The sequence below is a fragment of the Extibacter sp. GGCC_0201 genome, from assembly GCF_017566055.1.
Taxonomy (GTDB): domain Bacteria; phylum Bacillota; class Clostridia; order Lachnospirales; family Lachnospiraceae; genus Extibacter.
The window spans coordinates 82,792-103,673 of sequence record NZ_JABFCH010000013.1 but is presented as its reverse complement, the minus strand read 5'-3'; the positions used below and the strand labels follow the sequence as shown (position 1 = coordinate 103,673).

Here is a 20,882-nt window from a genome sequence, read left to right as displayed (position 1 = left end):
AGATTCAGCTGCCAAAATAAAATATAAAATTTACACACTTAACTTGACAAAGTCGTGCCAGTAAAGCAGCCGCTCTATCTGCTCTAGGGTACAGCCGCACGCACCGAGGGGATTGGGCCTTTTGGCGTACTGTCCATGGAAATCGCTTCCGCCGGTTTCAAGCAGCCGATACTTCCCCGCCATCTCCCTGAGCCGCGCTCTGGCTGCTGCGGAATTTCTCGGATGCCATACTTCTACCCCTTGTATGAGGCCTCTGCGGGCAAAATCTTCTGCCAAATCAAATGAATCGAACTGTTCTGGATGTGCGATCACCGCGATACCGCCCACATCTTTGATGACCTCCGCCACCTTATCCACAGATGGATAGCTGCTTCGCACGTAGCAGCTGCCGCGGGAGGAGATAAGCTCCTCCATCAGCGTCCCGATAGCGGTGTTTGTATAGCCGAGGTTGCAAAGCACCTGCATGAGATGGCATTCATAGACTGCCCCGCTCTCACCAGACAGCTCCTCCACGTCTTCCACGGAAAATCCAGGATACAGCCTGCTGATTTTTCCTGCCATTTCAAGCTTTTGCCGCCGCCGTCTTGCAAGCGTCTCATCCAGAAAGCTCTGCAGGCCGGCTCCATCTTTCGGATAGTAGCAGAGTATGTGGACATTCCGGCCGGTTCTTTCGTCCCGCGCAGATATCTCCACTCCAGGTATGACCTTGACGCCTCCCGGCCTGACCAGCTTAAGCGCCTTGTCTGAACCTGCAAGCGTATCGTGGTCAGTAACCGAAATGTACGCAAGGCCGATGTGCTCTGCATAACCCAGTATATATTCTACAGATGCGGAGCCGTCGGAGCATACCGTATGCACATGCAGATCACCGGCAATCCTTCCCTCATCGGTCTCTATCCTCATGCTATTCATTTTCAATTGCCATTATCATATCGATACGGTCCTGGTGCCTGCCTCCCATAAATTCCGCATCCAGCCATTCTTCTATAATCATCTTCGCAAGCTCGCTGCCAACGACACGTGCACCGAATGCAAGTACATTCGTATTGTTATGCTGTCTGGAAAGCTTCGCCGAATATGGTTCCGAGCATACGACCGCCCGTATTCCCTTTACCTTGTTGGCGGCCAGGGAGATTCCGACGCCCGTCCCGCAGATAAGGATTCCAAGGTCCACTTCCTTGGCAGCGACGGCCTCGGCGACCTTACGTCCATACTCCGGATAGTGGCAGCTTTCTTTCGTATCTGTTCCAAAATTAACTACCTCATACCCCTTCTCTTCCAGAAACTCTACAACTTCTTTCTTCATATCAACCGCTGCGTGGTCATTACCAATTCCAATTTTCATTATTGTTCACGTGCTCCTCTCTTCCATTCATTTTCTTTTTATATTATAATGGGTAGGTATTTAATTAGCAATACCCAGAAAAGGAGACAAACTATGATACAATTGATTGCCAGCGACCTCGATGGTACCATTCTGCAGGATGACGCCCAGACTGTCAGCCCGAGAATGATGGAGCTTATCATGGAATTAAAGCAGAAAGGGATCCGTTTCGCGGCAGCCAGCGGCAGGCAGTACAGCAATCTGCGCCGCCTTTTTGAACCAATTAAAGATGAGATATCCTATATCGCCGAAAACGGTTCTTTATGCATACACAAAGGCCAGGTTCTCTCACGTGGAATCATCGAGAGGGAACTCGGCCTTGAAATACTGGATTCCGTAAAGGAATACGGTAAATGTGACTGCTTCCTGTCCTGCGAATCCGGCGGTTATATGGATTCCGGCAATCCGGAGTTTATCCGGCACATGACAGAAGTTGTAAAATTTGATATACGTCAGGTAGATAGCCTGAAAGATATCCATGAACCGTTTCTGAAGATAGCAGTGTGCAGCTTTTCCGGTACGCGGGATATGGCCCCCTTTTTCAAAGAACGTTTCCGCGGCAGAATCAATGTAGTGACTTCAGGCAATCTCTGGGTCGACTTTATCGCCCCGGGCGCCAACAAAGGAGCTGCCTTGTCCAATCTGCTGGCACATCTGGATATACAGGCAAAAGACTGTATCGCGTTCGGAGACCAGTATAACGATGTTGAAATGCTGCAGCTTGCAGGCGCAAGCTACGCCATGTCTAACGCTGCGCCCGGTATCGCCTACTACTCTACCTATGTCACGGATTCCGTGGAGGAGGTGCTGGAAGACCTGGCGGCGTCTGTCGGCAAGGAGATACGCGGTTAAGGGCTTCCGGTATATCATTCCGCCGCATCACTGTAAACCGCATACCGGCCTTTTCCTTCTGCCTTCGCCTCATAGAGCGCTTCATCGGCCCGTTTCATGACTGCGTCATAGTTTTTCTCTCCCGGCTCTACCATTGCTATGCCAATGCTCAGGCCCGTTCCAGCCTCATCATAAGCTGCTTTCAGAATCCGCTTGGCTGCATCTTCGGCTGCTTTAACGCTGTCTACCTTGTACATCCATATGACGAATTCATCTCCGCCGAACCGGATGACGATATCCCGGTCGCGCGTATTCTGCATGAGTATCCGCCCTACATTGATGAGTATGCGGTCTCCTTCATCATGTCCGTATGTATCGTTGACCCCTTTGAAATTATCCACATCTATAAAGAGGCAGGCACCGAACGACTTGTTCTGCTCCATGTGCATCCCTCTCTCGACAATACGCTTTCCTGTCACCCGGTTGAAGCAGCCTGTCAGATAATCCCTCTGCATCTTTTTCACATTCTTCTGCAGATGACGTATACCGCTTACACTTGTAAGCAGTATCAGGACCACGGCGATGATTACTCCTGCCAGCATCCAGAGCGAAGTAGTCCTAAGCCCTTTCAGCACCTTTTCCTCGGCGTCCGTTACGACGAGCGAACAGATGGTCCAGTCATTGTACTCTGACGGCTGATAGTAGAACAGCCGTACTTTGTTATTATTGTAATAAGTCATATAGCCGGATTCGCCGGCAGCCGCATCCTTCTTAAGCTTCTCGACACCGTTTCCGTCCTTGTACTGCATCGTCTCCAGCATATCATATATCGTCGTGAAGTTTTCCATCCCTTTATAGGAGGCAACTACTTTTCCTGTCTTGTCGAATACAAGCGTTGCTCCAGCTTTTTCCGTAGCCGACGTATTCAGTGCCTGTCCAAGATTCAAGGTCGTGTATTCCGCACAGACTGCCCCGCTCACCTTTCCGTCTGTCCAGATAGGCACGGCCATGACGACTGTCTCCTGTCCGTCCCAGCTTCCGACCAGCACATCGGAGATGACTTCCTCTCCCTGCATCACTTTATTGTAGTAGCCCCGGTCGCTGATGTCCGCCGTCTCGTTATCTCCAAAATATATCGTCCCTTGCGTATCCGCGATTCCAAAGCGCATATCATCCGAACTGTACTCCTTAAGAATCATATGCCAGTTTTCATCACCTGACCCGTCCGGCTCATCACAGAAAGCGGCAACCGTCCTGTACCAGTTCAGCCTGCTGTTTACGAACTGCCAGAAATACTGTTCCTTATACTCGTTCTCTGTCTTTAAGTTCCTGCGGGCTTCTGACAAAAGCTTCTCATTCATGTCCATATAATAGCAGACGACAGCCGCAATCATAGCCGCCAGTAATATTACAATAGCGACTATATATTTCAGATAAGACAGATTACCCTCTTTCTCTCTTCCAGATCTTCTCATCGTACGTACCCAACCTTTTTATTCGTTGCCTCTATTGTACTATGAACCGGAAGATTATGGAACTATGTTTTCCTTTTCTTTTGGCAGACATTCTACAGAATCTCTTTTATACCGTCAGCCATAGCGCACAGGATAATACAGCAGGATACTGCCCCCGCGTCCGGCACGCCTCTGGAACGTTCCCCGAGCCTGCTGGAACGGCCATACTTTGCAGCCATATCCTTTGTGGAATCCCGCCCTGCCTTTGCCGCGGCCTTCATCCTGTCCAGAGCCTGCGCAAAGCATCCTTCCGTGCCGGCTTCTGCTTTCAGCGTATATACGGCCGGTGACAAGGTGTCTATGAGCGTCTTGTCACCAACTTTGGCCTCTATGATATCCTGCAGCCCCGTTAGCCCTGCTTCCAGCATAAGACTCAGCTCATCCAGTCCAACTACATCAAAGGAGGCGCCTGCCCGGGCCATTTCCGTAAAGACGGTGCCGTAAATAGGGCCCATGGAGCCACCAATCTCTCCAAGAAGAACCATTCCCAGCTGTTCCAGCCCGTCTGTAAAGCTGATGTCCCCGCTGCCATATCTGTCTGCAAAGAGCGTAAACCCTTTGTTCATGTTCATCCCGTGGTCACCGTCACCAATCAACCCGTCTATCTCACCGAGATAAGCCTTATTGTCCTGTACCGCCTTTACGATGGCAAGCAGCACGGGCTTTCCCTGCACATTATTAAATCCCTCCATCTCTGCCTCCTATAGCTGTGTCATGCCAACGCACTGTACCGGAAAGTCAAGCAGGTCTTTCAGCTCGCCATCCAGCTTCATGACAGTCAACGTAACGCCCATCATATCCAGCGAAGTAAAGTAATCTCCTACATATGCCTTGTATATACGGATACCTTTCTTCCTGAAAATCTGTTCCATCTCATTGTAAAGCACGTATAGTTCCATCCGCGGCGTGGCGCCCAGACCGGATATGAGTACCGCGGCCTCCTCATTCTTCCCAAATGGATTGTCTCCAAGCACGATATCCACCATACGCCTTGCCATGCCGGCGGCACTCTCAAGCTTGCAGACTTCTATCCCCGGCTCGCCGTGATGGCCGATTCCCACTTCCATCGTCCCTTCTCTGATTTCAAAGTTAGGGTGTCCGACCGCGGGCAGCGTACACGGCGTCAGCCCGATGCCCACGCTGCGCGTATTGTCTATGGCTTTCCTGGCCGCGGCAATCACTTCGTTAAGCTTGGCACCCTGGGCCGCTTTTGCTCCCGCTGCCTTCCACATGAACACCTCACCTGCCACGCCCCGGCGCTTTTCCCTCATTTCCTTCGGAGCCGAGGCCACATCATCATTGGCTGCCACCGTCTCTACATGGATTCCTTCCTTCTCCGCCATCTTGACCGCCATACGCACGTTCATATTATCACCGGAATAATTGCCGTACAGGCAGGCCACGCCTTTTCCCTGGTCTGCCGCCCGGAATGCGTCCAGGAAGGCCGCAGCCGTCGGCGAAGAACATATCTCTCCAACCGCGGCCGCGTCACACATGTTCTTCCCTACATATCCGACAAAAGCCGGTTTGTGCCCGGAACCGCCTCCGGTAACGACACCTGTCTTTCCCGGGGGGATGTCCCTGGCCCGCACTACACGGGAATTTCCGGTCCTTTCTACGAGATTTGCATGCACGTTCAAAAAACCTTCCAGCATCTCATCCACGATATCATCTGGATTATTCAGTATTCTCTGCATATCGAAGCGCCTCCTGTCTCACATAATCTGATTGGCTGCCCAATCCCTCTTCTTCATTCTCCGAGAACCTCAGCCTCTATGTCCAGCATCTTGCAGACCATCTTGAGTTCCCCCGTCTTATCGCCATATACGGCATGGCAGTGGTTGGCATCAAACTCATCCAGAAATATCTGATGATCGAAGGGCAGCCGTGCATATACATGAGGCCATTCTTCTGTGGTCTCCTTCATCTTCTCGTCCGGGAGCGTGACAAATTCAGCTGGTATGATTGTGAGCCGGTACCTCCCTTCCTTACGGTTGAGCCGTGCAATGGTTGCCCGGCCGGGTGCAGTCATCAGATTCACATGGCATCCTCCTCCTGCATAGATATCCAGTGCCGGATACAGCTTCGTCCTGCGAAGGTTCTCTTTGTAATCGTCGTGTCCCGTCGCATAATAGGTAGACTGGGAGCCACAGTTACAGAATACCATCACGCCGTGCTCATCGTCATAATGCCTCACATCCATAAAAATGACCGGCTCATCCGTGAGCAGCCTCAGAATCTGCATGGTAAGCGCGGCATCGGAATCCGCTTCACAGGCGCAGACGACCGGCTCCTTTGCACCGTCCCAGTCATAAGGGTCATTGCAGAACGCCGCACTGATACACTCGGTACAATAGTGGCGGCTCATCTCGTAATGGCACTTGACCCCAACAAAATCATATCCATTGTCTTTGATAATCTTCTTCAGCGCCTCGTAATGCCGGATTTGGGTTCTTAACTTATCCCTTGTAAAGCTGCCGCCATTATACCGTACCTCTCCCACATATTCTTCCAGCCAGGATAATGCCTTGTCGACTTTTTCTTCCGGCACTTCCCCGGCAAGCCTCACAAGCTCGCTCTGATCCATATGATCCACATCTACGCCGAACTTCTTCTGCCAGTCCTGCATGCTCACTGTGGCGCTGTACATTCCCAGGCTGCGCCCGCCTATGAGGCCATACTTCTGGCCGTTCAGACGGGTGACGGTCCGGGCGCATCTGGCAAACCGCATATACCTCTCAAGGACCTCCGGCTGCGCGATATCCCCGCTCGCCCTGAAATGCCGGATCCCAAGGTGGTTCAGCGCTCCTCCCGCGGCAAGCATCGCTACCATGCCCGGCCAGTCCGGATTCAGATTTGCAGCCAGCAGGAACGGCCCCTTGCCATTACGCGCAACGATTGCGGAAAAGTTCGGGAACGCAAATACGCCATAAGCCAATACCGTACCGTCCACATCCATCTTTCTCAAGTATTCGGCCTGTTCTTTTGCGGTCCTGACACTGCACACAAGTTCTTCTGCTTCTATAACTTCTATCTCGCCGGATTCTCTAAGCGCTCTGGCAATGGCATCAACCTGCTCCTGCACAATGCCCTTGAGCTGTGCGTGCACTTCAGGTTCACCGTCCGACAGACCTACGATTCCTATTACCGGTCTCTTTTTCATCTTGCCACCTCCTGTCTAATCATTGAATTTTACATAGCCCGGATGCCTGGCACCGGGATTGTTCTTGTGGAACGCAGCGAGAAGCTTGTCTATCTCTTCCCGCGAAAGCTCATTTGATCTGCCGAGAAGTCTTGCCATATATGTTATCTTCGCGTTGTATTCCAGCGTCTCTGTCTTATAGAAGGCCTTGATGAGATCCGTCCCTACCGTGACCGTACCGTGATTCTCCAGCAAGAATGCGTCATAATCCTGAAGATACGGGATGAGGCCGTCCGCCAGCTCCTGCGTGGACGGCTGCGCATATGGTATGACAGGTACGGCTCCAAGCGCATACACTGCCTCTGGCAGGAGATAGAAATCAAGGGGAATGTGTGCGACTGCAAAGGTGGTGGCATAAGGAGGGTGTGCGTGTACGACAGCCCCGACGTCCTCTCTCTGCTCGTATATCTTCAGATGCACTTTCACTTCTGAAGAAGGTGTATATTCTCCCTCCAGCATCTCTCCTTTCCTGTCTACCTTCACAATCATCTCCGGCCGCAGATAGCCTTTACTGATGCCGGTAGGGGTAGTCAGATACTCCTTTTCATTCAGCTTTACGGTGATATTGCCGTCGTTGGCAGCCACAAAGCCGTTCGTGTAGATCCGTTTTCCGATATCACATATAAGTTCTTTCAATTCTCTTTCTTTCATCCGTACCCCTCCCATTAATTTTCCAGGTCCAGGATTACCTTGACTGCCTCTTTCTCCGCCACAAGCCTCACGGCCTCCTGGATATCTTCCACGTTCAGTACATGGCTGTAGAAATCTTTCGGATGAATGACGCCTTTTTTTATCAGCCTGATATTTTCTGCCGTTATGTCATACTGTCCATATGGAAAGTTCAGCATCTGCAGGCGCGTGTTATTCTTCAGCTTTGTCACATCCACCATCGCGTCCGTATTCCGAAGCACGCCCATGGAACCGATGATTCCATAGGGTTTCAGCAGATGGGAGCCTTCCAGCAGAATCGAGGTCTGGCCGACGATATCAATGACACGGTCAAAGATTCTTCCCTTCAGCACCTCTTTCTTGTCCACTTTCGTATAATTGATCGTCTCATCTGCACCGGACAGAGACCTGGCCAGGGCAAGCCTTTCCTCCACCCCGTCTATGGCCACGATCTTCCTGGCTCCGAGATGTCTCATATATTTCATCGTGGCAAGACCCATAGGGCCTGCCCCGTACACAAGGACGTCCTTGTCCTCCACATCAAAGTTCCTGGCCGCGCTGAAGCACTCATTCAGCGTGATGAGGCATCCTCCGTCGATGACATCGAAATCTGCCGGAATCTGTACGCATTCCAGCTGCCTTGGGTTCAGCAGCGAGAGATCTTCCCCGTCATCAACCATCGCCTTCTGATCCTGGACGATACCATAGTCGCACATTGCGCCCCATGTACAGCCGTACCGTGTACCCGGCATCATCTTAATGATTGGATTCATAAAACGGTCGCCGATCTTATAGTTTCTTACTTTGCTTCCAAGTTCTACGATATCCCCGATTCCTTCATGTCCAAGCAGCGTGGGAAAGCCGTCCACATCCACAGACATCTCCCCCCGTATGATGTGGAAGTCGGTCCCGTTACAAAACCCGCACGACTTCATCCTTACGAGCGCTTCATACGGCCCTATCTCCGGGACCGGAACATCACGCACCAGTTCTACGCCGCCGCCCCCGACAGCCGCCACTCCCCGCATATATTTTCCCATCATAACGTTCTCCTCCTTGTTAAGCTCTTACACTGGTCTTTTCCATCCCCGTATATCGCACGGTTGTCTGTATCTGCTTTAAATCTCTCGTATTCTCCGCGGCGTTTCTTCCACTGTCCGGCATCCCGGGGCTGATATTCCTCTGTCCGGCACATTGCCTGAGACACGGACCTTATCTCCTGCTGAGAAGCGACCATCCCTGTTCCATATGCCTGGAGCAGCGCATTCCCCACGGCTGATGCTTCTGACGGCCCGGTCTTTACCGCAAGTCCCGTGGCATCCGCCAGAAACTGGTTCAGCAGTTCAATTCTGCTCGCACCTCCAATGACATACAGCACTTCTATCTTCCGGTCTGCTGCATCCTCCAGCATATCCAAAGCCTCTGCCGACCGGAGGGCGATGCTTTCGTATATGATTCTCACGATCTGCCCTGCGTCTTCTTCACCTGGCGCTTCCTGTCCCGTGTCTTTCAGATACGAGCAGATCTCCTGTACCATATCCTCCGGGTTGCGGAACCCTTCATATTCCGTATCAATCATTCCCCGGAACGGTTCTGCCCTGCACGCCATCTCCTTCAGCTCCCCGTACTCAAAGTTGAGGCCCCTCTCTTTCCATCGCTTTCTGCATTCCTGCACGAGCCACATAGCCGTTATATTCTTCTTCAGCAGTACCTTCCCGAACGCCATTCCAGTATTCGAAAGCTGATATTCATAAGACTTCCCTGCATCTGCCGGCGCATCCAGTTCCATACTCATAAGGAACCACGAGCCGGTGGCAAGGAAGGCCCATGCCTTCCCCGCCTCCGCGGGAACCGCCATTCCTGCGGAGGCGGTGTCGTGCACTGCAGGCATGACTGCGGATACTCTGCCTATGCCAAGATATCGGGCCAGGTCTTCTCTTATAGTGCCCACCCTTGTCCCGGGCGGCACCACAGGCGGCATAATCTCTTCCGGTATGCCATAACGCGCCAGCATATGGAAGTCCCATTCCCCCTTCTGCATGTTGTACAGCTGCGAGTACGAAGCAACGGACAGCTCGGAACAGACCACGCCGGTAAACAGGTACATGAGCATATCTCCCAGAAAGAGCAGCTTTTTTCTGCCCCAGAGACCTTGCGGGTACTCTTCCATATAGGCCAGAAGCTGGCACAGCGTGGAATCCTTAAGCTTCCTCTGTCCCGTCCGCCGGTATATCTCCTCATAACCCATTACGGCCTCCACTTTCTCCAGCGCCCCATCAGTCCGGCTGTCCCGGTAAAAGACCGGCATCGATATGGAACCGCTGTCCAGATCCAGGATTCCAAAGTCTGAGCACCAGGAATCTATCCCGATAGAATCAATAGAAATACCCTGTTTTGCAAGCGACATGACCACCCGGCATATTCTGCCATAGATGGCGAATATGTCTGTGGACAGATGTCCAAGATAAAACGAGCGCTCTGTCGCAAAGCGGTCTGCCTCTTTCATATACAGCACTTTATCTGCCTGCATCTCTGCCAGATATACCTTCACATTACTGGAACCAATGTCCACAACAAGACTACGCATACTCTTTTCCTCTCTATGGACGGTAATGGCCTGCCATATCCGTACAGCCGAGCAGGTCCATCTTCTGCCCCATTATCTTCTTCATCACTGCCATGGCCTCCTTATATATCTCATTTGGCTCCCTGAGCGTCTCATCCTGAAGCGTCTTTCTGACCTGCCGGTAGAATGGGTCTTTGATGTCCGAAGAGATATTGACCTTATTGATGCCGAGCTTTACTGCCGCTGCCACCTCTTCATCCGGATTGCCGGAACCCCCGTGGAGGACAAGCGGAATATGCACCGCGGCCTTAATCTCTTCCAATATATCCAGCCGGAGCTTTGGCACATACCCTTTCGGATACAGTCCGTGGGCAGTACCGATACCGACTGCCAGTGCGTCCACCCCTGTAAGCCTTACGAACTTTTCCGCCTCGGCGGGAACCGTATATGTAATCTCCTTCGTCCCTTCCTCCGCACTGTTTCCCATGATTCCGATCGTACCAAGCTCCGCCTCGACGGACACGCCGAGCGGATGCGCAAACTCAACGACACGTCCCGTTATCAAAACATTCTCCTCAAAGGACCTGCGGGAGACATCTATCATGACGGATGTATAGCCGTCACGAACTGCCCGTTCAATCTGGCTGTACATGGAACCGTGATCCAGATGAATGACCACGGGCATCCTCGTGTCATTGGCGGCCTTGACGCAGTATGTGATAAAGGCATCGCCCAGGAACTCTAGTTCATCCGGATGTACTTCGATGATTACCGGAGCATGCTTCTCTTCCGCCGTCTCGATTGCCGCTTTTACTATCTGGCTGCAGCCCGCATTGAAAGCAGGTACTGCAAAGTGGTGCCGGTCTGCCACCTCCAAAAGCTCTTTCATATTCATCAGCATCTCTTTTTCCTCCTGTCTTTCTTTTATCTGGCTAAGTTGAGATATCTTCCATATCTCTCTTCCCATTTCTCTTTCTGGCCCGGTATGTATGTCACTTCCGGAACATCCTTTGCCGCTATGCGGGGGAATGCGTCCATAGACGGAACCGCCCCCAACGCATGCAGCTGGATAAGTATATTCCCGGCGGCCGCTGCCTCCGGGTGCCCGCAGACGACCGGACACTGCGTGGCATCTGCGGCACATTGGTTCAATAGCCGGTTATGTCTTCCCCCGCCCACGATATACATATAAGTCACCGGACAGCCCGTCACGTCTTCCAGCTGCTCATTGTGCCGCCTATACTCCAGCGCAAGTCCGTTGACGACGGTACGCATGACTGCCTCCGGTGTCTCCGGCACTTTCTGCCGGCTCCTTAAGCAGTACCTCCGAATCTTCTCCGGCATATCGCCGGGCTTTTTGAAGTCCGGGGCATCGGTGTATATCATAGACGGGAAATCTCCCCCTTCTTCCGCCCTTGCAGCAAGCTCCGGTATACGCAGATTCTTTCCTTCTGCTCTCCATGCCCTCACGCACTCTTCTAATATCCAGAGCCCTGTTATATTGCGGATAAGACGGAACTTTCCGCCTGGCTGCCCCTCATTGCTCATCTTGTACCCGCAGGCTGTATCTGTCGTATATGGGCTGCCACACACGATTCCTTTGACAGACCACGATCCGCTGCTGATGAACGAACTGCCCCGGGTGTACGGGACAACAGATACCGCCGAAGCCGTATCATGGCATGCAGATGCAGTCACCACCGTACCACGCAGATTGGGGATTCCCCCTGAGATTTCCTTTCTCAGCACTCCAATGGCGGTGCCGGGAGCAGACAATGGATGGAATATATGCGCCGGCAGTCCGAGACGTTCAATCAATGCCATATTCCACTGTCCACGCTTGATATCCAGCAGCCGGGACGTGGTCGCTATCGTATATTCATTCACCATGTCCCCGGTAAAGAGATAGGCAAGCAGATCCGGCAGGAAGAGGAGGCGCACGGCACGTTTCAGGGAAGCAAACTTCTGCTCTGCCATTCCCTTCAGTATATGGGCTGTGCCTGTAGTGGCGTAGGTTACGCCGGTTCTTGCATAGATCGCTTTCTCATCGTTAAAGTATGCTTCGTATATGCCGTCACTGACCTTATCCCGGTAAGCAAGCGGACTGTCAAGAAGTGCGCCGCTACTGTCCAGCAAGCCGAAATCCGAGCCAAATGTATCAAAACCAATGGAGTGGATCCTCTCTCCCCGCTTAGCCGCGTCTCTCACCACCTGAACCAGATTATCCTTCATCTCCTCAATATCCCAGTAATAATGTCCGCCCCTGCTGACAGGCGCATGCCTGAACCGGGCCAGCTCTTTCATGGCAAGGCCCCCGTCCGTATATAAGCCTTCCATCACCCTGTAGCTGCCTGCGCCTATGTCCGCCGCCAATACCCTGCACATCGCCTTACCTCCTGTTACCGTGTTATCTTTCTCTGCTTCGTATTGTTCATAAATCTCTCTATCTGACGGCTGCTTCTGACTGCCATGTGGGCCCCTATGTCCAGTGAATTGACCGCACCCGCGGCACAGGCGAATCTTGCACACTCGTACAGGCTCCTTCCCCCAATTACCGAATGGATGAAACCCGCCGTAAAGTTATCGCCGCAGCCTGTCGTATCCTTGGCCGCCACCTCAAACGGGTCAACATAGAATTCTTCCTCCCGGCTCCTTACGTAGCATCCTTTCTCACCGAGCTTGATGACTGCAGTGCCCACCCCTCTTGAGAGCAGCTCCGCCGCCGCATCTCTTTCGTTCTTCTTCCCGGTTATATATCTGGCCTCGTCTATGCTGGGCAGCAGATAGTCGACATATGGGTATACGCTGTCCATGGCACGGGGGCCTAGCTGTTCCACATCATGATCCATATCTGCAAATGTCAGCACGCCTGCTTTTCTTGCCTCCTGCATCAGTACAGCCGCATCGCCCCGGTCAAGCCTGTAAGACGTATAGAGGCTTCCGATACAGACCGCCTTCGTCTTCTGAAGCATATCCAGATCTATCTCCTTCAGGGAGATGCCTTCTTCATATCCTTTGTGCAGGAAGAACTTGTGCCCGCCGTCTTTTTCCAGTATGACAAAAGCCGTTGTAGAACGGCTTGTTCCATCCCTGCACAGATATGACAAATCTATCTTTTCCTCCGTGAGATTCCTGTACAGCGCTTCACCTACAGGGCCATCGTCAATTCTTGCAACAAGCCCCGCCCGGTCCCCAAGCCTTCCGAGCACTATTGCTTCATTTGCCGCGTCACCGCCTGTCGTAAACAGGACGCTATTAAGCACCGTGACCGGTTCCGTAAAAGATTCCGGTTCCATACCTTCTATCAGAATATCCTGCACACAGGAGCCTACACAGAGAATGTCATATTCTTTATATCCTATCGTACTCATCTGATGTCACCTGCTTTACATTTTAATCATACCCTTCACCACATCCTGTGCATCCCGCACTACCGTCTCGAACGCCCTGCCTGCTTCCTCCAGTTCAAACTCGTGCGTTACGATCTGTCTGACATTGATGCTGCCGCTTGCAATAGCTGCAATGGCTCTGGGATACAGGTTGCGGTACCTGAATACGCATTTTACGACTGCTTCCTTCTCCATAAGCTGAAAAAAGTTGTAGTTCACTTCACTCTGGGATGCCATTCCGACGAGAACCACCGTTCCGCCCCGCTTTGCGATATACGCGGTCTGGGCTATCGTCACCGGCGACCCGGCTGTCTCAAACACGACATCCGGTCCTCCGCCCAAGATTTCTTCTATCCTTGCCGCCACATCTGTGCCGTCTGCCCTGATTGTGTGCGTCGCTCCCATCGTCCGGGCATATTCGAGCCGTTTCTCATGCAGGTCAACGACGACGATATCGGCCGCTCCACGGGCTCTTGCGGCAAGCATCGTCACAAGCCCGATACAGCCTGCCCCGAGTATAACAACAGACTGGCCTAACGTAACCTCTCCAAGTGATGTAGCGTGAAGCCCCACCGCAAGCGGCTCTACGAGAGCCCCTTCCATCGTGGATACGTGGTCCGGAAGCCGGAAACACATATCTGCCGGATGTACGACGTATTCCTGCAGCGCGCCTCTCACAGGCGGTGCGGCAAAAAACTGAACGTCCGGGCAGAGATTATAGCGCCCTGTCTTGCAGAACTCGCACCTCCCACACCCGTATCCCGGTTCCAGCGCTACCCGGTCTCCCGGCTTCAGTCCGGTTACATCGTCCGCCGCTTCCGTCACCGTCCCCGCCACTTCATGTCCCAGGACAAAAGGTTCCCGCAAGACACAGTCCCCCACTCTTCCATCCTTATAAAAGTGCACGTCCGAACCGCAGATTCCATTATATTCAATTTTAACAAGCACACATCCCTTTCTGAGCTTCGGGATATCCTCTTCTTCTATTGCCATCTTCCCCGGCTCTGTCAAATATACCACTTTCATCATTTGGCCCCTTTCCTTCCGTCACAAGATAGATTGTCCTGTATCCTTGTCAAACAGGTATGATTTCTCCATATCGAACGCGAGCCGGACCGTATCGCCTTCCCGTGCCTTTGTCCTTGCATGTACGCTGGCAGTCACTTTATAGCCTGCATATTCAAAATACAGCAGCGCCTCTGCTCCAAGCAGCTCATATACTTGTATCCTCGCCGTGATACATGACCGCTCCAGCGTGTTGATGATGATTTCAGAATCTCTGATATCCTCGGGACGTATGCCGAGCGTTATCTCTCTGCCTGCATATCCTTTCTCTTTCAATGGACCCTGTCTCGACTCCGGCAGTTCCAGAAGACCACTTCCGACTCTGAGGGCGAGACGCCCGTTCTCTTCCACCACGTCAGCATCTAGAAAGTTCATCTGCGGCGTACCTATGAATCCCGCCACAAACAGGTTCGCAGGCCGGTTGTACAGATTCTGGGGAGTATCCACCTGTTGGATTACACCGTCCTTCATAACGACGATTCTCGTCCCCAGTGTCATCGCCTCCGTCTGGTCATGGGTCACATATATCATCGTAGCCTGGAGCCTTTCATGCAGCTGCGAGATTTCCAGGCGCATCTGCACTCTGAGCTTCGCGTCCAGATTGGACAGCGGCTCATCCATAAGAAATACCTTCGGATTTCGGACGATTGCCGCACCCATGGCAACCCTCTGCTTCTGCCCTCCCGAGAGCTGGCTTGGCTTTTTCTTAAGCTGGCTCTCCAAGTCCAGGATTCTTGCGGCTTCCCGCACTTTTTGGTCCGTCTCTTCCCTTGTCAGCTTCCTTCTTCTGAGACCAAAGGCAATGTTATCATAGACGCTCATATGCGGATACAGCGCATAGCTCTGGAACACCATAGCAATATCCCTGTTTTTCGCAGGCACTTCATTGACTGCCACGCCGTCTATCTTTAATGTCCCGGAAGTGATATCCTCAAGACCTGCAATCATTCTGAGCGTCGTCGATTTTCCGCACCCGGAAGGGCCTACAAAGATGATAAATTCTCTGTCCTGGACCTCCAGGCTGAAATCTTCCACGGCACTCACCCCATTTGGATACGTCTTGCAGATATGCTCCATGCTGATATTTGCCATTTTGATATCCTCCTTCTATTATTTATAAAACGGCCCGTATGTCCCACAAGCACGGTAATCCTGCCCCTCCTTATCCATTCCGAACGCATTCCAGCAGGCCGGGCGGAATATATGCTCTTCCTCCACGTTATGCATGCAGACAGGAATCCTCAATATAGAGGCAAGTGTTATCAGATCCGCGCCTATATGTCCATAGCTCACAGCCCCATGGTTGGCTCCCCAGCTGTTCATCACACTGTAAGCTGACTGGAAGGCGCCCTTCCCCGTCACCCGGGGTACAAACCACGTGCACGGCCATGTATAGTCTGTCCGCTTCCAGAGCGTATCCGTTACCTCATCCGGAAGGTCAAGCGTATATCCCTCTGCAATCTGTATCACAGGGCCAAGCCCTTTGATGAGATTAATCCTCGTCATCGTCACCGGCATCTCTGCCTTCGTCACAAACCTGGAGGAGTATCCCCCTCCTCTGAAGTAGCCCTGGTCGGCCGGACACCACTTCACAGCCTCAAGGCAGTCTTTTATATCAGCATCCGTCATATCATAAAATGGCTTTACGACCGCTCTTCCCCCTGCATCTCGCACTTCACCGCACATATCAAGGCAAGAAGCGCCTGAATTGATCAGGTGGATGAACCCTCCCGCCACCTTGGCCATACCGGATAGCTCATAGCCCGCAGCCCGCCATACCGCCTCTTTGGACCAGTATGTGCGGACATCCGAGAACATCTGGGCACGTCCTGTCAGAAGCTTTCCGAACAGCATGGAGACTGCATTGAGCGTATCGTTCTCTGTGGCAAATATATAAGGCTCGCGGGCGCCATTCCAGTCAAAGGAAGAGGCGAGCACTGCTTCCGTAAAATCTGTATTCGGATAGTGGTCGGTCCACTGCCGCTGTCCCTGGAACCCTCCTGCTATCGCATTGTGTCCGATTGCTTCTTCCGGGAACCTTTCCTTCAGCCTTTCATTTCCATTCAGCAGGTCCTTGATGATACACGCTGACTTTACTGCAAATTCCCAGTCATTTTTCTTTTGCTGCGAAGACTTTCTGACCTGTTCCGGATTCTTGTCCAATCCTTCACGGCAGTTTTCTTTTCTCCAGGCGAGGGCCCGCTCATATTCCTCCCGATCATATATGCCTTCCTCCATCCTTCGGAGCACTTCCACCTCATCTACAGACTCCACCCGCATTCCCAGGTACTCTTCAAAAAAGTCCGTATCAATGGATGAGCCTGCAATACCCATACATACAGAACCTATCTGAAGGTATGATTTCCCTTTCATGAAAGCCGCCGCGACCGCCGCCTTGACGAACCGGAGCATCTTGCACCGCACGTCCTGAGGCATTCTCATGTCGTCTTTGTCCTGTACATCGCGTCCATAGATTCCAAATGCGGGAAGCCCTTTCTGGGCATGAGCCGCGAGCACCGATGCCAGATATACCGCACCCGGGCGCTCTGTCGCATTGAACCCCCATACGGCCTTGATCGTTCCCCGCTCCATATCCATCGTCTCAGATCCGTAACACCAGCACGGGGTAACGGTCAGTGTCACCGCGACTCCTGCTTTGTGGAACTGCTCTGCACAGGCCGCAGCTTCTGCGGCCCTCCCTATGCTCTGTGCGGCAATCACCACGCGCACCGGCTGCCCGTCAGGATACGTTAGTTCCTCCTCTATAATTTCAGCCGCTGCACAGGCCATCCCCATTGTCTGCTCTTCGAGAGACCCTCTTACATCCAGCATGCCTTTCCTTGCGTCAATCACCGGTCGTATGCCGACCACAGGATACGCTCCGATATAACGGTTTCCTGCCATCCTACCACTCCTTTCGCTTTGAACGTTCCGTATAGAGCTGCCGCCCCTGTCATACGCAGGTATAGGCGCCGTCCACGACAAAATCAGCACCCGTCGTAAATGTGCCGGCATCGCTTGCAAGATAAAGCGCCACTCCCTGGAGTTCTTCCGGGCGTCCCATCCTCTCCAGCGGAGAGAGGCCGGTCCATACAGGAATCAGTTCATGGCCTTTGATCAGGTCGGTCATAATATATCCGGGGCTTATGCTGTTGACCCGCACATTTTTCCCTGCCCACTCTACCGCCAGCGATTTCGTGAGCATGATGACCCCGGCCTTTGACGCATTATAGGCTGCCTGTGGCTGAGGAATATTCACAATATGGCCTGACATGGAGGCGGTATTGATGATGGATCCTCCTCCCTGGCGTATCATGTATCTGCCTGCCGCCGTCGCAGTGAGGAACACTCCTGTCAGGTTGATGTCTATCACTTTCCTCCACTGGTCGAAGGTCATCTCTTCCGCCGGGGTATTGATGGATATCCCGGCATTGCAGAATGCCACGTCTATCCGGCCCATCTTTTCCGCCATGAAAGAACACATCTCCTCCACCTGCTCCGGGCTGGTAACGTCCACTTCGATGCCAACCGCTTCGATTCCGTATGCACGGCTGAGTTTCGCGGCCTCTTCTTTGGCCTTGGTTTTGTTCCTGTCTGCAAGCGCCACATCCGCTCCTGCTCCGGCCGCCGCCATGGCATAATTCAGCCCGATTCCCTGGGCCCCTCCCGTCACGAGTACCTTCTTGCCCTTCAAAGAGAACTTATCAAGTATATTCATCCTTTCCACTCCTCTATCTGCTGTATTTACTGTCATATATGTGATAGAAATAATCGCATTCCTCAGCGCTTAAATCTAACGGGCTGCCAAGTACATCGGCATAATACAGTGCCTTTGTAATGGCTTCTGCCGCCTCTACTTTATTCATGGCGTCCTCCACCGTCTTCCCGACTGCCAGTACGCCATGATTCCCAAGTATCACTACGTCACTGTGTGCGAAGACCGGAATCGCACCTTTCAGGATATCTCCGGTGCCGGGCCGCCCGTAGGGCGCCACCTCGAACACCTTGAAGTTTGCCATCATCTCAGGGTATCCTTTTGTAACCACCGGCCTGTTGCATATGGCATGCGCGGTCAGGAACGTGGGATGGCAGTGTACGACGCCCCCGATATCTTTTCTAATCTCATATGCCTGGAGATGCATGGGAAGTTCTGAAGTGGGCTTACAGCTCCCGCCTGTCTGGTTCCCCTTATCATCAACCACGGCAATCATATCTTCCGTCAGAAACGCCTTGTTCTTTCCGGTGGGCGTTATATAGACGGTGTCCCCGCTCTTTGTCGATATATTTCCTTCGTAGGCATTGACCAGATTCTTTTCATCCAGACGCTTTGCAACCGTAAGTACCTGTCGTATCAATTCTCTGTCCATATTCAAGTAATCTCCTCTTTTTTTTGTATTTCTGCTATCCCTTGACCGCTCCTGCCGTCAGTCCCTTGATCAGAGACTTCTGTGATATCCAGCCAAATATCATGGGCGGAATGCACGAGATGGAGGCGGATGCCGACAGCTGTGCGATAAACTGCCCCTGCTGCTGCCCGAACCTCGCCATATAGACCGGAAGCGTGGCTGTTGCATTCGTCGTCAGATTATAGCCAAGGAAGAATTCATTCCAGATAAATACCGCCACAAGCAGTCCCGCAGTCATGATACCAGTCTTCGTAAGCGGAATGATGATCCGCATGATCAGCTGCCTGTTTGTACAGCCATCTATCCTGGCCGCTTCCACCACTTCCTCCGGCACGTCTTTAAAAAACGAATACAGGAGCCAGATGCACAGAGGCAGATGGAAGCCTACGTACAGAAACAGCAGCCCGCCCCTCGTATGATTCAGGTTCAGTTCCTTGAACGTGATATAAAGAGGTATGAGGACAGCCACCGGAGGAAGGAGAATCGTCGTGACAAACCAGTTGTACAGGCTCTCCCCACGCCCTTCCTTCTTAAACTTCGCGAATACGAGCGCATATGTGGCAGGGATGCCGATTACGAGGCAGATTCCCGTTCCAAGCAGTACATGGAATATTGTATTCTTCAGGTAGTTGATCATAGAGACGTCCGCGAGCACCTTCTGCCACGTCACGAGCGTCGGATGGAACAGGATGGCAGGCACGGCCGCATCGGCCTCTGTCTTAAAGCCGCTTAGGATCATATATAGGATTGGGAAAAAATAAAATAATGCAAAAGCCAGTATGATAATGCCTGCTATCCACCGTCTGGCTTCTTTTTTTGCCGCAGCTCTTCTGCTTCGTGCATCTCGTTTTACCACTGCTTTTTTCATGTCATCCCCTCCCTTACTCGTATGCCGTACGGCGCTTCTTGATTGCCCTGAATATCAGATTGATAACTGTCAGCGTCACAACGACCGTTATGACGGACAGGGCCGCTGCCCGCCCCACGTTAGACCCGCTGAACAGCGTCTTATATATGTAATAGGTCAGCGTATATGACTTCTGTCCAGGCCCCCCTCCCGTGGTCGTCAGTATAAGGCCGAACTCTTTTACAAGAAATATCAGCCCGAGCATGAGCGCTACCTGCATATGGTTGAATATCATCGGCAGCTTGATCTTAAATATCATCTCGAACCAGCTGCATCCGTCCAGGCTGGCCCTCTCCAGCACTTCCCCGGGGATCCCCTGGAGACCGCCCAGAAGGACGAGCACAAAAAAAGGCATCCACTGCCACACAAACAGAAATACGACAAGCGGCCTGGCATAGTAGCTCACAAAATCGACTGCCCTGATACCCATCCAGTCCGCTATTGTTCCGACCCATCCAAAATTAGTATTCAGGATGACCGTCTTCCAGAGAACGCCGGTAGTCGTCGTCATGATAAAAAACGGACTTAAAATCAGTGTCCTGGATATCGTCTTGCCCGGTATGTCACAGTCCAGCATGAGTGCGATAAGATAGCCGAAGATGAGGCACAAAAGCAGCGCCGCACCAATCATCACTATCGTCTGGAGACAGATCGTATAGAATTCCGGGTTCCCCAGATAATAGCTGAAATTCTTAAGCCCGGAAAACGTAATCCCCTGATCTGGACGAACGATGTTCCACTGCAGCATCGAGAAAATAATCGTCAGGATAAACGGTACCTGCGTAGCTACAGCCACGATTACACATGCAGGAACTACAAAGCTTCGTTCCACCGGATATTTTTTCTTTATGTTTCTTGCTATTTTACTCATAGGCTCCATTCCATTCTTCATTTGGCTGCTGTAAGTATTGAGATGCAGTACACTGCCCGACAGAGACGGGCGCTCCTG

General features: G+C 52.2%; 20 protein-coding genes. 1 reads left to right on the top strand and 19 read right to left on the bottom strand.

The features are described from left to right. Positions 1–30 precede the first annotated feature (30 nt). Positions 31–903 (bottom strand): PHP domain-containing protein, encoded by an 873-nt coding sequence (locus tag HJV72_RS10520; protein WP_208070820.1) that lies wholly within the window; start codon positions 901–903, stop codon positions 31–33. Position 904: 1 nt separating this feature from the next. Continuing rightward, entirely contained in the window at positions 905–1,345 is a 441-nt protein-coding gene (gene rpiB / locus HJV72_RS10515; RefSeq protein ID WP_208070818.1) for a ribose 5-phosphate isomerase B, read from the bottom strand. A gap of 93 nt (positions 1,346–1,438) precedes the next feature. Here rpiB and HJV72_RS10510 point away from each other — a divergent pair, with 93 nt between their 5' ends. After that, positions 1,439–2,236, top strand: a complete 798-nt coding sequence (locus HJV72_RS10510; RefSeq protein ID WP_208070816.1) for an HAD family hydrolase — start codon at positions 1,439–1,441, stop codon at positions 2,234–2,236. Between the two features lie 14 nt (positions 2,237–2,250). Here the strand turns inward: HJV72_RS10510 and HJV72_RS10505 are convergent, their stop codons facing one another. The 17 genes from HJV72_RS10505 to HJV72_RS10425 form a co-directional block, all read right to left on the bottom strand. Next, positions 2,251–3,690: a sensor domain-containing diguanylate cyclase gene (locus HJV72_RS10505; RefSeq protein ID WP_208070815.1), complete on the bottom strand. Its 1,440-nt coding sequence runs from the start codon at positions 3,688–3,690 to the stop codon at positions 2,251–2,253. A 92-nt stretch (positions 3,691–3,782) separates the two neighbouring features. Next, positions 3,783–4,421: a dihydroxyacetone kinase subunit DhaL gene (gene dhaL / locus HJV72_RS10500; protein WP_208070813.1), complete on the bottom strand. Its 639-nt coding sequence runs from the start codon at positions 4,419–4,421 to the stop codon at positions 3,783–3,785. Positions 4,422–4,430: 9 nt separating this feature from the next. After that, positions 4,431–5,426 carry a dihydroxyacetone kinase subunit DhaK gene (locus HJV72_RS10495; RefSeq protein ID WP_208070811.1) on the bottom strand — a complete coding sequence of 332 codons (996 nt, stop codon included), beginning with the start codon at positions 5,424–5,426 and terminating at the stop codon, positions 4,431–4,433. A gap of 53 nt (positions 5,427–5,479) precedes the next feature. After that, on the bottom strand, positions 5,480–6,892 hold the full coding sequence (locus HJV72_RS10490; protein WP_208070809.1) for an L-fucose/L-arabinose isomerase family protein: 1,413 nt from the start codon (positions 6,890–6,892) through the stop codon (positions 5,480–5,482). A gap of 15 nt (positions 6,893–6,907) precedes the next feature. Next, a complete protein-coding gene (locus tag HJV72_RS10485; protein ID WP_208070808.1) occupies positions 6,908–7,582 on the bottom strand; it encodes a class II aldolase/adducin family protein in 675 nt (224 codons plus the stop codon). A gap of 14 nt (positions 7,583–7,596) precedes the next feature. After that, complete coding sequence (locus tag HJV72_RS10480; RefSeq protein WP_208070807.1) at positions 7,597–8,643, bottom strand: zinc-dependent alcohol dehydrogenase; 1,047 nt, start codon at positions 8,641–8,643, stop codon at positions 7,597–7,599. Beyond that, positions 8,640–10,187, bottom strand: a complete 1,548-nt coding sequence (locus HJV72_RS10475; RefSeq protein ID WP_208070806.1) for a rhamnulokinase — start codon at positions 10,185–10,187, stop codon at positions 8,640–8,642. Before HJV72_RS10475 ends, HJV72_RS10480 begins: the two co-directional genes overlap by 4 nt. 13 nt (positions 10,188–10,200) lie before the next feature. Next, positions 10,201–11,067: a ketose-bisphosphate aldolase gene (locus tag HJV72_RS10470; RefSeq protein ID WP_208070805.1), complete on the bottom strand. Its 867-nt coding sequence runs from the start codon at positions 11,065–11,067 to the stop codon at positions 10,201–10,203. Between the two features lie 23 nt (positions 11,068–11,090). After that, a complete protein-coding gene (locus HJV72_RS10465) occupies positions 11,091–12,551 on the bottom strand; it encodes a rhamnulokinase (protein WP_208070803.1) in 1,461 nt (486 codons plus the stop codon). Positions 12,552–12,565: 14 nt separating this feature from the next. Continuing rightward, positions 12,566–13,537: a carbohydrate kinase family protein gene (locus HJV72_RS10460; protein WP_208070801.1), complete on the bottom strand. Its 972-nt coding sequence runs from the start codon at positions 13,535–13,537 to the stop codon at positions 12,566–12,568. A 15-nt stretch (positions 13,538–13,552) separates the two neighbouring features. Continuing rightward, entirely contained in the window at positions 13,553–14,584 is a 1,032-nt protein-coding gene (locus tag HJV72_RS10455; RefSeq protein WP_330618947.1) for an NAD(P)-dependent alcohol dehydrogenase, read from the bottom strand. An 18-nt stretch (positions 14,585–14,602) separates the two neighbouring features. Next, on the bottom strand, positions 14,603–15,712 hold the full coding sequence (locus HJV72_RS10450) for an ABC transporter ATP-binding protein (RefSeq protein ID WP_208070799.1): 1,110 nt from the start codon (positions 15,710–15,712) through the stop codon (positions 14,603–14,605). Between the two features lie 18 nt (positions 15,713–15,730). After that, positions 15,731–17,524 (bottom strand): L-fucose isomerase, encoded by a 1,794-nt coding sequence (locus tag HJV72_RS10445; RefSeq protein ID WP_208070798.1) that lies wholly within the window; start codon positions 17,522–17,524, stop codon positions 15,731–15,733. A 49-nt stretch (positions 17,525–17,573) separates the two neighbouring features. Then, a complete protein-coding gene (locus HJV72_RS10440) occupies positions 17,574–18,338 on the bottom strand; it encodes an SDR family oxidoreductase (RefSeq protein WP_208070797.1) in 765 nt (254 codons plus the stop codon). Positions 18,339–18,351: 13 nt separating this feature from the next. Further along, entirely contained in the window at positions 18,352–18,987 is a 636-nt protein-coding gene (locus HJV72_RS10435; protein WP_208070796.1) for a class II aldolase/adducin family protein, read from the bottom strand. A 34-nt stretch (positions 18,988–19,021) separates the two neighbouring features. Next, entirely contained in the window at positions 19,022–19,894 is an 873-nt protein-coding gene (locus tag HJV72_RS10430; protein ID WP_082912901.1) for a carbohydrate ABC transporter permease, read from the bottom strand. Between the two features lie 13 nt (positions 19,895–19,907). Beyond that, complete coding sequence (locus tag HJV72_RS10425; RefSeq protein WP_243765607.1) at positions 19,908–20,804, bottom strand: carbohydrate ABC transporter permease; 897 nt, start codon at positions 20,802–20,804, stop codon at positions 19,908–19,910. Between the last annotated feature and the right edge of the window lie 78 nt (positions 20,805–20,882).